This is a genomic window from Mesorhizobium sp. M7D.F.Ca.US.004.01.2.1 (genome assembly GCF_003997785.1).
Taxonomy (GTDB): domain Bacteria; phylum Pseudomonadota; class Alphaproteobacteria; order Rhizobiales; family Rhizobiaceae; genus Mesorhizobium; species Mesorhizobium loti.
In genome coordinates this window covers 1-13,983 of the sequence record NZ_RZRQ01000156.1, presented here as the reverse complement: position 1 = coordinate 13,983, position 13,983 = coordinate 1, and the positions used below count along the sequence as shown (strand labels likewise).

At 62.2% G+C, this 13,983-nt stretch carries 14 protein-coding genes and 1 pseudogene; 3 read left to right on the top strand and 12 right to left on the bottom strand.

Annotation, left to right across the window (positions count from 1 at the left end):
- The 3 genes from EN993_RS20530 to EN993_RS20520 form a co-directional block, all read right to left on the bottom strand.
- Positions 1–306 (bottom strand): CorA family divalent cation transporter (locus tag EN993_RS20530; protein ID WP_281040571.1); only part of this gene is annotated, 306 nt, incomplete at its 3' end.
- A gap of 91 nt (positions 307–397) precedes the next feature.
- Positions 398–1,123 carry a phosphate signaling complex protein PhoU gene (phoU, locus tag EN993_RS20525; RefSeq protein WP_109666524.1) on the bottom strand — a complete coding sequence of 242 codons (726 nt, stop codon included), beginning with the start codon at positions 1,121–1,123 and terminating at the stop codon, positions 398–400.
- 114 nt (positions 1,124–1,237) lie between these two features.
- On the bottom strand, positions 1,238–2,503 hold the full coding sequence (locus tag EN993_RS20520) for an ATP-binding protein (RefSeq protein WP_164757734.1): 1,266 nt from the start codon (positions 2,501–2,503) through the stop codon (positions 1,238–1,240).
- Between the two features lie 223 nt (positions 2,504–2,726).
- Here EN993_RS20520 and ppk2 point away from each other — a divergent pair, with 223 nt between their 5' ends.
- Positions 2,727–3,635: a polyphosphate kinase 2 gene (gene ppk2, locus EN993_RS20515; RefSeq protein ID WP_109666522.1), complete on the top strand. Its 909-nt coding sequence runs from the start codon at positions 2,727–2,729 to the stop codon at positions 3,633–3,635.
- Between the two features lie 65 nt (positions 3,636–3,700).
- On the opposite strand, the gene EN993_RS20510 is transcribed toward ppk2, so the two are convergent.
- The 3 genes from EN993_RS20510 to EN993_RS20500 all read right to left on the bottom strand — a co-directional run bounded on the left by EN993_RS20510 (position 3,701) and on the right by EN993_RS20500 (position 5,931).
- Positions 3,701–4,450: an enoyl-CoA hydratase-related protein gene (locus tag EN993_RS20510; protein ID WP_109666788.1), complete on the bottom strand. Its 750-nt coding sequence runs from the start codon at positions 4,448–4,450 to the stop codon at positions 3,701–3,703.
- Between the two features lie 14 nt (positions 4,451–4,464).
- Entirely contained in the window at positions 4,465–5,103 is a 639-nt protein-coding gene (locus tag EN993_RS20505) for an acyl-homoserine-lactone synthase (RefSeq protein WP_109666519.1), read from the bottom strand.
- Between the two features lie 96 nt (positions 5,104–5,199).
- The gene (locus EN993_RS20500; RefSeq protein WP_109666516.1) at positions 5,200–5,931 is read right to left on the bottom strand and encodes a LuxR family transcriptional regulator; all 732 of its coding nucleotides are present in this window, start codon (positions 5,929–5,931) and stop codon (positions 5,200–5,202) included.
- Positions 5,932–6,190: 259 nt separating this feature from the next.
- Between EN993_RS20500 and EN993_RS20495 the strand changes: the two genes are divergently transcribed.
- The gene (locus EN993_RS20495) at positions 6,191–7,039 is read left to right on the top strand and encodes a transporter substrate-binding domain-containing protein (protein WP_109666513.1); all 849 of its coding nucleotides are present in this window, start codon (positions 6,191–6,193) and stop codon (positions 7,037–7,039) included.
- A 12-nt stretch (positions 7,040–7,051) separates the two neighbouring features.
- On the opposite strand, the gene EN993_RS20490 is transcribed toward EN993_RS20495, so the two are convergent.
- The gene (locus EN993_RS20490; RefSeq protein WP_082525486.1) at positions 7,052–7,459 is read right to left on the bottom strand and encodes a tellurite resistance TerB family protein; all 408 of its coding nucleotides are present in this window, start codon (positions 7,457–7,459) and stop codon (positions 7,052–7,054) included.
- A gap of 168 nt (positions 7,460–7,627) precedes the next feature.
- Here EN993_RS20490 and EN993_RS20485 point away from each other — a divergent pair, with 168 nt between their 5' ends.
- Positions 7,628–9,274, top strand: a complete 1,647-nt coding sequence (locus tag EN993_RS20485) for a lysine--tRNA ligase (RefSeq protein ID WP_127264656.1) — start codon at positions 7,628–7,630, stop codon at positions 9,272–9,274.
- Here the strand turns inward: EN993_RS20485 and EN993_RS20480 are convergent.
- The 5 genes and pseudogenes from EN993_RS20480 to EN993_RS20460 all read right to left on the bottom strand — a co-directional run.
- Positions 9,240–10,058 carry a thermonuclease family protein gene (locus EN993_RS20480; protein ID WP_109666786.1) on the bottom strand — a complete coding sequence of 273 codons (819 nt, stop codon included), beginning with the start codon at positions 10,056–10,058 and terminating at the stop codon, positions 9,240–9,242. The two genes, EN993_RS20485 and EN993_RS20480, sit on opposite strands and share 35 nt — an antisense overlap.
- Positions 10,059–10,100: 42 nt before the next feature.
- Positions 10,101–10,769, bottom strand: coding sequence for a helix-turn-helix transcriptional regulator (locus EN993_RS20475; protein ID WP_126067627.1), 669 nt, complete (start codon positions 10,767–10,769; stop codon positions 10,101–10,103).
- 125 nt (positions 10,770–10,894) lie between these two features.
- Entirely contained in the window at positions 10,895–11,440 is a 546-nt protein-coding gene (locus EN993_RS20470; RefSeq protein ID WP_109666504.1) for a thioesterase family protein, read from the bottom strand.
- Between the two features lie 10 nt (positions 11,441–11,450).
- Positions 11,451–13,670 (bottom strand): 3-hydroxyacyl-CoA dehydrogenase NAD-binding domain-containing protein, encoded by a 2,220-nt coding sequence (locus EN993_RS20465; RefSeq protein ID WP_127264655.1) that lies wholly within the window; start codon positions 13,668–13,670, stop codon positions 11,451–11,453.
- 14 nt (positions 13,671–13,684) lie between these two features.
- Positions 13,685–13,983 (bottom strand): annotated as a pseudogene (locus EN993_RS20460) (acetyl-CoA C-acyltransferase); the annotation flags it as partial.

The following is a 13,983-nucleotide window of genomic DNA, read 5'->3' as shown; positions in this document are numbered from 1 at the left end:
CAGTTGCGCGGTGCGGGCGACGATGAACAAGGCATCGCCATATTGCTCGATCTTCGGCCGCTGGTGTGGGTGCTCGGCATCCTCGATCGCCAGTTCATGCAGGTGAAACTGCGCCTGAACGCGCAGAAGCAGGTTGCGGTCGGGCTCGAGCAGGCCAATCCAGACGACATGACCGGATTTTTTTGCCCATTCGCCGGCTTCCTCGATGGGAATATCGGCGATGCGGCGCCCGGCCGTGTAGACGCCGCAAGCGATTATGCCGGAAGCAGGCGCAGGCGCCGGGGTCAGGTTCCGAACATTTTCCATCACGACCTCCCGAAGCAAATCCACGGACGAGGATAGAGGCAAAGCCCGGAAAGCTTAGCGTAATTCGGGCGACGGTTCGAGAGGCGGCCGTTCACTTAACCGGCAGCGTCTCGGAAAGACCGATCTTGTCGGTCTTGTCGCCCTTGGGTCGCTCGGCCGGCAACTGCTCGCCGGTGACGATGTAGTAGATGGTCTCGGCGATGTTGGTGGCGTGATCACCGATACGCTCGATGTTCTTGGCGCAGAACAGCAGATGCGTGCAGGGCGTGATGTTGCGCGGATCTTCCATCATGTAGGTCAGCAATTCGCGAAACAACGATGTGTACATGGCGTCGATCTGGTCGTCGCGGTCGCGCACGAAGCCGATTTTCTCCACCGAGCGAGACGCGTAGACGTCGAGCACTTCCTTGAGCTGGGTCAGCGCCAGGTTGGCCAGGGCCTCGAGGCCGCGGAACAGGCTGGTCGGCTGGCGTCCGTCGGTGACAGCAACCACCCGCTTGGCGACGTTCTTGCCGAGGTCGCCGACCCGTTCCAGGTCGGCGGAGATGCGGATCGCGCCGACGATCTCGCGCAAATCCGTCGCCATCGGCTGGCGCTTGGCGATGATGATGATCGCCTTGTCGTCGATTTCGCGTTGCCCTTCATCCAGCACGGCATCATCGCGGATGACCTTCTGGGCGAGGCCGGGGTCAGCGTTGACGAGAGCGGCAACCGCCTGTTCGACCATGCGCTCGGCATGGCCGCCCATCGCCGCGATGCGCTTCGACAGATATTTGAGCTCCTCATCATAGGCGCTCATAGTATGCACGGACTGCATGATAAAATGCCTTCCCACGGGTGTTTTGACTTTGAGTCGTTTCCTCGAATCCCCGCTGATACGCTAGCCGGATGACAGAAAAAAGAAACGGTCTGGTGGAAAACTAGGGCGGTTTCAGTGCGTCGGCAAATGAACCGAGAAGGCGGCGCCTTGACCGACCTCGGACTTGATCGAAAGCCTTGCGTTGTGGCGCGTCAGGATATGCTTGACGATCGACAGGCCAAGGCCGGTGCCTTTCTGGGTCCGGCTGGTCTCGACATCGACGCGATAGAAACGCTCGGTGATGCGCGGAATGTGCTCTTCTGGAATGCCGGGGCCAAAATCCCTGATAGTCACGTCGATACCCGGTTCCGAGCCGGCATCGCTGCGCGCGATCGACACCACGACGCGCCCGCCCGACTGCCCGTATTTGCAGGCGTTTTCCAGAAGGTTCTCGAACACCTGAAAAAGTTCGTCGCGATCGCCCGGCACATCAAGCGGCCCATCGGCATAGTCCCGCTCGATGGCAACGCTGTTTTCCCTGGCCAGCGGTCCAAGCGAATCGATGACGCTGTCGACGGTCTCGCGCAGATCGACCTCGGTTCCAAGCTTCAGATAAGGCTTCATCTCAAGCCGCGACAGCGACAGCAAATCGTCGATCAGACGCGCCATGCGACCCGTCTGGCTCTGCATGATCTGCAGGAACTGATCGCGCGCCGCCGGGTCGTTGCGGGCCGGCCCGCGCAGCGTTTCGATGAAGCCGGCGATGGAGGCGAGCGGCGTGCGCAGTTCGTGGCTGGCATTGGCGATGAAGTCGGCGCGCATACGGTCGATCCTGCGCGCTTCGCTCTGGTCCTTGAACACCAGTACATAAAGATCGGTGGCGTGGCCGACCGAGGACGCGCTCACCCGGTAAGCCCGTTCGACCGGCAGCTTTTCCGTATAGTCGACGACATCGGAGGCGAGGTCGCCCGACAGCACGCCGTCCAGCAGCGCCTGCATTTCCGGCGCCCGGAATTTCAACGACAGCGACATGCCCGGCGCTATCCCGCCGAAGGCGGCGAAAGCGGCGGCATTGGCGTGGACGATGGTGGCTGTCCGGTCGAAGATGATCAGCGGATCGGCGACGGCGGCCGCAAGATATTCACCTGACAGCCTCTGCAAGCCGATGGCCTCGATGGCCGCGCCACTTTCAGCCGACTGGCCGGTGCCAACGGCCGGCAGCGTTGCCGCAGCAAGCAGCAGGAGCAGCGCCGCGAGGACGACATAGGCTGAAATCCCGGCCAAGGCATAAACGACGACGACCGCGACCACGCCGGCCGCAAGCAGCCAGCGGCTGTTCCACAGCCGTGTGGCTATGGTTTGCGCGATGCCTCTCTGCTCTGCGTCCAGGTCAGTCATTCGCTTGCGGCCCCGCACCCCATGCCTTCGCGCCCGGCCGCACAGTGGCGGAAACTTCCACTGGGCCGGTTGCCGCATGACCCCGAACATCGGGAATCGATTTTCGGAAAGGATCATGCGCAAATTAAAAGTGCTACAGCGTCCTTTGCGCGTCCAAACGGACGCGCGGCGCTGTAGTGGCTCCCAATAGCATGAGTCCGGAAGCTGGAAAGGGTTCGTCTTGATGAAAAAAGCCAAGGAAAGTTCTGCCGCGCCGACTTCGGGGCCGCTGAAGATCAGGATCGACGGCAAGGAGCGGGAGTTCGACATCGAAAATCCCGTGCTTCCCGACTGGGTCGAGGACAACAAGCTGACCGCCGGCGGCTATCCCTACGACAAGAAGATGAAAAGCGACGAGTATGACGAGACGCTCGAGAAATTGCAGATCGAGCTGGTCAAGGCGCAGGCCTGGCTGCAGTCGACCGGCAAACGGGTGATGGCGCTGTTCGAGGGCCGCGATGCTGCCGGCAAGGGCGGCACGATCTTCGTGGTGCGCCAGTACCTCAACCCGCGCACGGCACGCAACGTGGCGCTGACCAAGCCGACCCCGACCGAGCTGGGGCAATGGTACTACCAGCGCTATGTCGACCATTTCCCGACATCGGGCGAATTCGTCACCTTCGACCGATCCTGGTACAACCGCGCCGGCGTCGAGCCGGTGATGGGTTTCTGCACGCCGCAACAGCACGAGCAGTTTCTCGAGGAGACGCCGCATTTCGAACGGATGATTTCCAACGAGGGCATCCACTTCTTCAAGTTCTGGCTGAACATCGGCCAGGAAACGCAGCTCGAGCGCTTTCACGACCGCCGCTACAGCCCGCTGAAGAGCTGGAAGTTCTCGCCGATCGACGTTGCCGGCATCACCAAGTGGGACGATTACACCAAGGTGCGCGACACCATGTTCGAGCGCACCCACAAGGAGTTCGCGCCATGGATCATCGTGCGCGCCAATGACAAGCGACGCGCGCGGCTGGCGGTCATGCGGCGCATCCTGTTGTCGCTGCCCTACGACGGGCGCGATCTCGACGTGATCGGCAAGGAGGACAAGAAGATCATCGGCGAAGGGCCGTCTTTCCTGGGAAAACAGGACTGACGCTTTTTGCGCCGCGCAGCCAAGGCCGCGCGGCGCTCTTCATCGGCACCTTTCGATCGGACCGTTCAGGCCGCCAGCCGGGCGATGCGCTGCAATCGGCGCAGCGTGGTGTCGTCCTGCAGCGCCTGCTGGAAAAGCGAAATCTCCTGGTCGATGCGGTCGCAGAGCGCCTGGGTGTTTCCCTTCAGCAGGCCGCGCGTCTGCAGCAAGGCAGCGACCGGCTTCTTGACAAGCTGCCTTGCCCGGCCGAGGGCCGCCTCCTCGACGCTGCCGCCCGGCACGATCTCGGCGACAAGGCCGAGCGCCCTGGCGTCCTCGGCACGAAGCGTGTCGCCGAGGCAGAAGAAGCGGAAAGCGCCGGCATAGCCGAGCTTCTGCGGCGCCAGGATGCTGGTCGCCGCATCCGGCACCAGGCCGAAATCGACGAACGGCACCCTGAAGGTGCTTTCATTGGACGCGATCACCATGTCGCAATGGAACAGGATGGTGCAGCCGACGCCGACGGCATCGCCGTCGACGCAGGCAAGGATGGGCTTGGGAAATGTGGCCAGCGTGCGGAACAGGTCCGTGACGGCCGCGATCAGTTTCTGGTGCTTGGTGGCGTCGAGAAATTCGGAGAAATCGCCGCCGAGACAGAAACAGCCTGCCAGGCCGCGCAGCACGACGACGCGCACCTCCTCATTGTCGGCGGCTTCATGGAAGGTCTTTGCCAGGCTTTCATAGGCTCTCCTGTCCAGCACCGGCCGGCCGTCATTCGACGACACGGTGACGACAAGCGTGTGATTGCGGAGTTCGGGTTGTGGATGTGCGCTCATGACTGTCTCCGACCTCATGACGCTCGCCTTTGGCCGAGCATGTCGGGATATCCCCTGGCCAGCACGGGAGCAAAATGATTGCGGCGCGACCGCACCACGTCGAGGGTATGCTCGTTGAAGGTGAGCAGGGTTGCGACCACCTGCTGGTTGCCATAGGTGCGCTGATAGCCCAGCGGGGTCGCCAGGAAGTGCAGCTGCAAAGCGCGCAGTACCCACATCGGCTCGAACTCGATGATCACCTTGTCGACGCCGCGCTTTAGCCCCCACTCGACGAAGCCGGCGATCAATTCGGTGCCGACGGTCGAAACGCCGCGGCGGCCATCGCGAAAACCGGGAGCCACCGCATAGCGGGTCAATTCCCAGATGTTCGGACCCGATGGCGGGATTCCTTCGGAAAGGTCGGTCAAAACCTCGGTCAGCAGATGAGGCCGCGTGGTCGGCAACATCCTTTGATAGCCCGCGACTTCGTCACCTCTGATGACGATCTGATGGATGGCCTCGTCATGATCGAACTGGTCGCGTTCGAGCCCGTCGGGCCGCCTGAGATCCTCCCATCCCATCTCCTCGACAAATATCTTGTAGCGCAGCCGATGGACGGCCTCCCAAAGGTCGGGACGTTCCATCAATTCTTGGGTTGTAAGGGAAAAAAGCATTCCGGCGTCTCCTGTGTTCAGAGGAAGATACGGCCGTGCTTTGGTGAGAAAATTGCGTGATCGCGTAGGCAAGGATTTCAGGTCGGCACGGCCGACCTAACTAATGTAGCCGCGCCTTATCGCTTCCGCGACGGCTTGAACCCGGTTGACGGCACCGAGTTTGCTTTTGGCGTTAAGAAGATGTTTCTCCGAGGTGTGTTCGGAGATACCGAGGATTTGCGAAATCTCCCACTCGGACTTGCCCACTGCGGCCCATTGCAGGCATTCGCGTTCGCGCGGCGTCAGCACGATATGATCGATGCTCTTGCTCGCCATGGTGTGGAGTTGCATGGCGCGGCCAACCGCATAGGTCGACACCAATGACACCTGGCCGAACTCGGCAGCGGACAATTCCACGGCCTCGCCGCCCAGCGACACCATGACGATCTGGCCGTCGAGCGTGACCAACGGGAAGGCCAGCCCATCACGCAGTTTGAAGGCGCCGGCATCGCCCATCACTTCGCCGCTGCTCTTGTCTATGCGGATGCTCTGCGACGCCTCGCGCCACTGGAAGGGCGCCTGCAACTGTTTCATGTGGCTGACGACCGGGTCGTGGTCGACATAGTTGCGCGCGACATAGCGCTCGAGCCACTCGCCAGGCCAATCGCAGAGAAGCACATGCTGCTTTTGCTGGCCGGCCGGCGTGCCTGGCTGCGGTACGGTTCCCGCCATCAGTGCGGTGAGACCGAAATCCGCCGTTATGCCCAGCAGCCTTTCGCAGACCGCCGCCGCCGTTGCGGCGTGCTGCAGTTGGTCTATGAATTCCAGCGTGCGATCGAACTGACTCATCGCAACATCAACCCCATGTTGCCTCATGCATTGCGGCCAATGATGCGTGCCTGATTTACACTTCGCCACCGACCACGGATTGCAAACCGCATTCTTATTCTGTGGCTCCGACCTTGATCCTCTCACCAAGGCGGCCAAAGCTGATTTGCAAACCGGCTAAATCATATCCTGAAATCGGCGTGTTGAAATCAAAAACCATTGTGCCTGTACCATTTTCGTACCAAAACCGGTGCGAGCACGAGTGTGGCGGAGTTTTATCTTGGCGTTCCAGTGGAGATCCTTCGCCCTTGCGATGCTGATCGGATTGCTGTCGCTCGCCGATGGTGCGCGCGCCGCGGCGCCTCAGGTTCCGGTGCTGTGGGATGCCAAGGAGCGGCTGCCCAAGCCAGACCTTTCGGCGCTGCCCCGGCTGAGATTTCTGACCACGACAGATTTCCCACCCTTCAATTTCCTCGACGGCTCGGGAAAGCTGTCCGGCTTCCACATCGATCTGGCACGCGCCATCTGCGCCGAGCTTGGCATCGTCGAAAAATGCCAGATCCAGGCCTTGCCCTGGACCGAGCTGGAAGGCGCATTGCAGAAAGGCGAAGGCGAGGCGATCATCGCCGGCATCGCCGCAACGCCGGAATCGCGCGCGACCTATGCCTTCTCGCGCTCCTATCTGCAGTTTCCGGCACGCTTCATCATGCCGAAAAGCAAGGCGCTGACCGAACCGGTCTTTGACAAATTGCACGGCAACCGTGTCGGCGTAATATCAGGTTCAGCGCATGAGCGCATGCTGCGCGACTATTTCAACACGGTTCAGGTCGTCACTTTCGACAGACCGGAAGACCTTTACAACGATCTCAAGGCCGGCAAGGTCGACGCGGCCTTCGGCGACGGCATGCGCCTGGCCTTCTGGCTGGGCGGCTCGGATGCGGCGGGCTGCTGCCGCTTTGCCGGCGGGCCCTATCTGGCGCCCGAATATCTGGGCACTGGCATGGCCATCGCCACCAAAGCGGATAATCCAGCGCTTGCCGCCGCGCTCGACTACGCGCTGCAGGAGATTTCGATGAAAGGCACGTTTGCCGAATTTTATCTGCGCTATTTCCCGGTCAGCTTTTTCTAGGGCCAAGGACTTTCAGGTCAGCGTACGCAGGCGGGCCTTGGCGGCACGGCCTATTGCCGCGACCGTCAGCGTGTCGAGATCGAGCTGACGACGGATCAGCTGCAGCACCCGCACTTCTTCCATGCGCATTTCGAGATCGACAGCGGCAACCTCGAAGGCGGCGGCATAGGCGGTGTCGCGCAACCGCTCGGGCAAGGCCTCCGCGACTTCAGCCAGCACGCCTTCCAGTCCGTCCTTTTCGTGCAGGCGCTTCTGGCAGGCCTGGGCGACGCCGACCAGTCTGTCGTGGTTGAAGTCCTCGAACACCGGCCAGGAGCGGACGACCTCGCCGATCCGCGCCAGTTCGACATCGGTCATGTCGCGATCGGAGGCCGAGGTGATGACCATCAGGTAGATCAGGGCTTCATGCGGCGTCGGCAATTTTTTCTCCTTGAACCGGGCCTCGAAGGTAAGAACACGAAATCTGCACCGCAAGGAAAAAGCGCCGCACGCGTTGACGCTCCGGCGATGCACGCCTAGAGACCGGTTGAAAAACCTCTGCTCCGGCCGCCTTCGAATGGGCCGGCGAATGATTTGGAAAACAGTGACATGGCGGGATCAAACATCATCGATCTCAATCCCGAGCTGCTGGCGGCCGCGGTCGAGAGCAAGGCATGGCCGTTCGAAGAAGCCAAAAAGATCATCGAACGCTACAAAGGCACCGACTTTCCGCAAACGGTCCTGTTCGAGACCGGCTACGGACCGTCCGGCCTGCCGCATATCGGCACATTCGGCGAGGTGGCGCGCACGTCGATGGTGCGCCATGCCTTTCGCGTCCTGACGCAGGACGAGGTTGCCACCAAGCTGCTGTGCTTTTCCGACGATATGGACGGTATGCGCAAGATACCCGACAGCGTGCCGGATCGCGCCGCACTCGAGCCGCATTTGCACAAGCCGCTGTCGTCGGTTCCCAATCCGTTCGGCGACGACTATGCCAGCTTCGCCGACCACAACAATGCGATGCTGTGCCGCTTCCTCGACACGTTCGGCTTCGACTACGAGTTCGCCAGCGCGACGCAATACTACAAGTCCGGCCGTTTCGACGCGATGCTCAAGCGCGCCGCCGAACGCTACGACCAGATCATGGCGGTGATGCTGCCGACGCTCGGCCCCGAGCGGCAGGCGACCTACAGCCCGTTCCTGCCGATTTCGCCGAAGAGCGGCCGCGTGCTTTACGTGCCGATGAAGCATGTCGACGCCGAGGCCGGCACCATCACCTTCGACGACGAGGGTACCGAGACCACGCTTTCGATCACCGGCGGCCGCGTGAAGCTGCAATGGAAGCCGGATTTCGGCATGCGCTGGGCAGCCCTTGGCGTCGATTTCGAGATGTTCGGCAAGGATCACCAGACCAATGCGGTGGTTTACGACCGCATCTGCAACATTCTGGGCGGACGGGCGCCGGAGCATTTCGTCTACGAACTGTTTCTCGACGAGAACGGCCAGAAGATCTCGAAGTCGAAGGGCAACGGGCTGACCATCGACGAGTGGCTGACCTATGCGCCGACCGAAAGCCTCGGGCTCTACATGTACCAGCGGCCGCGGCAGGCCAAGAAGCTGTATTTCGACGTCATCCCGCGGGCTGTGGACGAATACTATACCTTCCTCGCCGCCTATCCCCGGCAGGACTGGAAGGAACGGCTGGGCAACCCAGTCTGGCATATGCATGACGGCAACCCGCCCGCGATCGACATGCCGGTGCCGTTCTCGCTGCTGCTCAATCTGGTCAGCGCTTCCAACGCGCAGAACAAGGATGTGCTGTGGGGCTTCATCTCACGCCACACGCAAGGGGTGACGCCAAAGACGCATCCCGAACTCGACCAGCTGGTCGGCCACGCGATCCGCTATTTCGACGATTTCGTGAAGCCGACGAAAACCTTCCGCCCGGCCGACGAGGTCGAGCGCGAGGCGCTGCAAGCCCTCGACAAGGCGCTTGGTGAATTGCCGGCCGGCGCCAATGGCGAAGCGATCCAGAACGCTTCGCTCAACGTCGCGCGCAGGATCGAACGCTATCAGGATCATTCCAAGCAGAGCCCGGAGGGCGGCCCTGGCGTATCGGGTGCCTTCTTCCAGATGATTTACCAGGTGCTGATCGGCCAGGAGCGCGGCCCGCGCTTCGGTTCGTTCGCCGCGCTCTACGGCATTGCCGAGACGCGGGCGCTCATTGAGCGGGCGCTGGCTGGTCAGCTGGTTTGAGCACGCCGCCGGACTCTTCCAGGATCGAACTCGGCGCCTGAGGCGCCGGGCTCGGTGCGGCCGGCATTGCCGGCATGCCGGACAGATCAGGCGCCGATCCGAAAATGCCCTTCTTCGCCGTGCGTGCCTTGTCGCCGGCTTCGGCATAGGGCCCACCCTTGGCGGCGCGCGCCCAGCCGTTTTCGACCAGCCATTGGCCGACATCCTGCTTGCCGATCCGGCATTCGGCAGCGATCAGGTCGCGGCCGCCCTCGGGCGGCACGGTGCAAACCACCGCGCGGCCACGCAGGAAGGCGCGGAATGCCGTCCGCGCACGGACGCCGCACGGCCAGGATTTGCCGTCCTCGCTACAGGTCTCGTCCTGCCTGACGAGGTCGATGCCGGAAACCGCGACCGAGTAGCCCTTCGCTTCGATTAGGCCAGCGGCCGGCGCAACCGGCTGGAACAGCTTTGTGCCGTTCCAGTCGTCAGGCATTTTCGGCTTGGGCGGCACGGCCAGCGCAAGCTTGCTCAATGGCTCGCGCGGCTCGACCCGTTCAAGCCCCTCGGCGGGCAGTTCCGGTGGCGCGACAAATTGGGGATCGATCGCCCTCGAATGCGGCGCCGGCTTTGGCGGCTGTGGAGCTGCTATGGCCGATGTGGCCGGCTCTTCGGGCACCGTCTCGGCGCCTTGTTGCGCGATCGTATCGGCGCCCGGATCAAGCTGATCCACCGTGACGACGCTGTCGCTTCCTTTCAGCGTGTGACCACCAGTGACGACCATGGCCGCCATCACTGGGACCATCAGAACCGCCAAGGCATGATGAAGGAGCCGCACGAGCCTGACCTACTGGCTTGCCCACACAATCCGCGCCACCCACTCGACATCGTGCATGGGAATATCGCGGTCGGGATGATCGGGATTGAGCGAGATCAGCGCAATCGACTTGACGGTCTGGCGCTCGAGCACCTTGGCCATCACCTCGCCGCCGGTGGTCTTGACGACGACGCGATCACCCTTGCGGGTGATGGCGCCCGGTTCGACGATGAGGACGTCGCCATTGCGGTAGAGCGGCAGCATGGAATCACCCTGCACCTGCAGCGCATAGGAACTCTCGGTCGATTGTGCCGGCAGTTCGACCAGATCCCAACCCTGCCCGGCCGGAAAGCCGGCATCGTCGAAGAAGCCGCCGGCGCCGGCCTGGGCAAAGCCGAGCAACGGCACGGAGCGTCTGCGGGCGACCGAAGCGGCATGGCTGGTCGAAGCACTATTGCTGATCCCGGGCCGGCCTTCGATCAGACCGGTGAATTCATCGAGCGAAGCGCCCGTCGCCTCGATGATCTTGGCAAGCGATTCGGTCGACGGCCAGCGCGGCCGACCATCCGAAGACAAACGCTTCGACTTGTTGAAGGCGGTGGAATCGAGCCCCGCGCGCTTGGCCAGTCCCGAGGCCGAAAGCGAATAGCGCTCGGCAAGAGCATCGATGGCGGCCCAGACACGGTCATGCGAGAGCACGTCTTGCTCTCCTTCAATGCAGGAAAAAATACCTTTCCCTTCTAGTCTTGGAATGCCGTTTTGTCCACCGCCCGCCCCACAACGCCGCGTGTAAGCTGTGGCCCCACAAATTCCGATTCCCGGGATCAATCGACACCCTTGGCCAAGCTGCGCAGACCCTGGTGCGACGTCATGAAAATCCGTTCTGCCTGGGTTAGAGGTCGCGGGTTTGCCGCGCGGCCAAGTGCTGCGACGACCTCGTCGATATCGAGAAAGCGCCGAGCCCCGCGGTCATAGACGCCGGCCGTCGTCATGATCAAGGCGGCTGTCTCGCCATTGTCGAGGACGAAACGATGCTTGCCTATAACCTGGGTGCCTTCCCAAGTCTCGATCGAAGACACCACTTCGAAGCGACGCCACAGCCTGATCTCGCGCGCATAGACCGTCTGCAGCCCGCCCATCATCGGCGCCCAGCCATTTGTCCTCGCCAGCCTGATGAGGCCCGCGCGCATAAATAAATCAATGCGGCCGAGATCGGCCAGCATCATGTAGCGCGCATTGTTAAGATGGATGTTGAAATCGATGTCGGTCGGCAGGCAGCGAAAAGCCAGCCGGCTTTCGCCACCCATCATATAGGGGCCACGGCTGCGCGCCGTGGCCATCATGCGCGCCATGCGCACCCAGACATACATCGGGTCGGCGTCAGGCTGCCTGCTTCACGTCGCCTTTCGCATAGGGATCGAAACGTTGATAGAAGCTCTCGCCCTTCTCCGCCATGTCGAGCAGCAGCTTGGGCGCCTTGAACTCGGCGCCGTATTTCTTCTGCAGCTTCTTGGCGATCTTGACGAACGCCCTGGCGCCAATGCCGTCGATGTAGGACAGCGCGCCGCCAGTGTAGGGGGCGAAACCGAAGGCGAGGATCGAGCCGACATCGGCCTCGCGCGGGTCGGTGACGATGCCCTCTTCCATCACCCGGGCCGCTTCAAGCGCGATGGTGACCAGCAGCCGCTGCTGCAACTCCTCATAATCGACCTTCTCGGGCGCAAGCTGCGGATAGAGATCCTTGAGACCCGGCCACAGCTTCTTCTTGGCGGGCTTCGCCGGATAATCGTAGAAACCCTTGCCGTTCTTGCGACCGAAGCGGCCGTGATCGTCGACCATGGTGTTGATCAGCGCCATCTGCTTTGGATCGACCGCCTTGTCGCCCAGGTCCCTGATGGTCTGCTTCATGATCTTCTGGGCAAGGTCGATGGCCGTCTCGTCGGTCAGCGCCAGGGGTCCGACCGGCATGCCGGCGGCCTTCGCAGCATTTTCGATCATCGGCGCCGGGACGCCTTCGATCAGCATCTTGTAGGCTTCCGACATGTAGCGCAGCACGCAGCGGTTGACGTAGAAGCCGCGCGTGTCGTTGACGACGATCGGCGTCTTCTTGATGGCACGGACGAAATCGATTGCCGTGGCCAGCGCCTTGTCGCCGGTCTTCTTGCCCAAAATGATCTCGACCAGCATCATCTTGTCGACAGGCGAGAAGAAGTGAATGCCGATGAAATTCTTCGGCCGTGCCGAATTCTTGGCCAGCGACGAGATCGGGATGGTGGAGGTATTCGACGCAAAGATCGCCGACGGCTTCAACACGGCTTCCGCCTGTTCGGTGGCACTCTTCTTGACGGCCGAATCCTCGAACACTGCCTCAACCACCAGATCGCAGCCGGCAAGGTCGGCATAGTCGGCCGTCGGCGTGATCAGCGACAGCAATTTGTCTTTGTCCTCCGGCTTGGCGCGGCCCTTCTTCACCTGATCCGAGACCAGGCTGTCGGAATGCGCCTTGCCCTTGGCAGCCGACTCCATGTCGCGGTCGAGCAGCACCACCGGGATGCCGGCCTTGGCGGTGACATAGGCGATGCCGGCGCCCATGAAGCCGGCGCCGAGAATGCCAATCTTCTTGAACTTGGTTTCGGGCACGCCGGCCGGGCGGCGGGCGCCCTTGTTCAGTTCCTGCAGCGACACGAACAGCGAGCGGATCATCGCCGCCGCTTCCTTGGTCTGCATGATCTCGGTGAAATAGCGCTGCTCGATGCGCAAGGCGGTGTCGAACGGCACCAGCAGCCCTTCATAGACGCATTTCAGGATCGCTGCGGCGGCCGGATAGTTGCCGTAGGTCTCACGACGCAGGATGGCGATGGCCGGCGGCCACAGATTGAAGCCGGCGGGCGAATAGATCTGGCCGCCGGGCAGCTTGAAACCCTTCTCGTCCCAAGGTGCTACGGGCTTCAGGCCATTCCTGATCATCGCCTTGGCGGCCTCGACCAGCCTGGCCGGTTCGGCGATCTCATGGATCAGGCCCATCGACTTGGCTTTCTGCGGCGACAGTGTCTGGCCGGAGGTCAGCATCTGCAGCGCCTGCTGCTGGTCGGTCAACCGCGGCACGCGCTGGGTGCCGCCGGCGCCCGGGAAGATGCCGATCTTCACCTCGGGAAGCGCCATCTTCACTTTGTCGCTGTCGGCGGCGACACGGCCGTGGCAGGCGAGCGACAATTCGAAGGCACCGCCCATGCAGGTGCCGTTGATCGCCGACACCCACGGCTTTCCTGATGTCTCCAGCTTGCGGAACAGGCCGGTCATGATACCGGCATTGTCGAACAGCGCCTTCGTCGCCTTTTCGGCGTCCTTGCCCTTGTCCGTGGCGAAGGTCGTCAACATCTTCTGCAGCAGGGTGATGTCGGCACCGCCGGAGAAGGTGTCCTTGCCGGAAGTGATCACCGCGCCCTTGATGGCGGCGTCACCTGCCACCTTGTTGACGATGGCGTTCAATTCCCGCATCGCTTCCTCGGTGAAGACGTTCATCGACCGGCCAGGCATGTCCCAGGTGACCAGCGCAATGCCGTCGGCGTCGATGTCGAGGGTGAAATTGGTGTAGCTCATCGTTTCTCTCCCCGTCAGACGCGTTCGATGATGGTTGCGGTGCCCATGCCGGCGCCGATGCACAGCGTCACCAAAGCGGTGTTGAGATCGCGGCGCTCCAGTTCGTCCAGCACCGTGCCCAGGATCATCGCGCCGGTGGCGCCGAGCGGATGGCCCATGGCGATGGCGCCGCCATTGACGTTGATCTTGTCATGCGGAATGTCGAAAGCCTGCATGTAGCGCAGCACCACCGAGGCGAAGGCTTCGTTGAGCTCGAACAGGTCGATGTCCGAGAGCTTCATCTTGGCGCGCTTCAACAGCTTCTCGGTGACGT

Bases quoted from the DNA above. Each gene is read 5' to 3' on its own strand.
- phoU (WP_109666524.1), bottom strand. From the start codon at position 1,123: ATGCAGTCCGTGCATACTATGAGCGCCTATGATGAGGAGCTCAAATAT.
- EN993_RS20520 (WP_164757734.1), bottom strand. From the start codon at position 2,503: ATGACTGACCTGGACGCAGAGCAGAGAGGCATCGCGCAAACCATAGCC.
- ppk2 (WP_109666522.1), top strand. From the start codon at position 2,727: ATGAAAAAAGCCAAGGAAAGTTCTGCCGCGCCGACTTCGGGGCCGCTG.
- EN993_RS20510 (WP_109666788.1), bottom strand. From the start codon at position 4,450: ATGAGCGCACATCCACAACCCGAACTCCGCAATCACACGCTTGTCGTC.
- EN993_RS20505 (WP_109666519.1), bottom strand. From the start codon at position 5,103: ATGCTTTTTTCCCTTACAACCCAAGAATTGATGGAACGTCCCGACCTT.
- EN993_RS20500 (WP_109666516.1), bottom strand. From the start codon at position 5,931: ATGAGTCAGTTCGATCGCACGCTGGAATTCATAGACCAACTGCAGCAC.
- EN993_RS20485 (WP_127264656.1), top strand. From the start codon at position 7,628: ATGGCGGGATCAAACATCATCGATCTCAATCCCGAGCTGCTGGCGGCC.
- EN993_RS20480 (WP_109666786.1), bottom strand. From the start codon at position 10,058: ATGGTCCCAGTGATGGCGGCCATGGTCGTCACTGGTGGTCACACGCTG.
- EN993_RS20470 (WP_109666504.1), bottom strand. From the start codon at position 11,440: ATGTATGTCTGGGTGCGCATGGCGCGCATGATGGCCACGGCGCGCAGC.
- EN993_RS20465 (WP_127264655.1), bottom strand. From the start codon at position 13,670: ATGAGCTACACCAATTTCACCCTCGACATCGACGCCGACGGCATTGCG.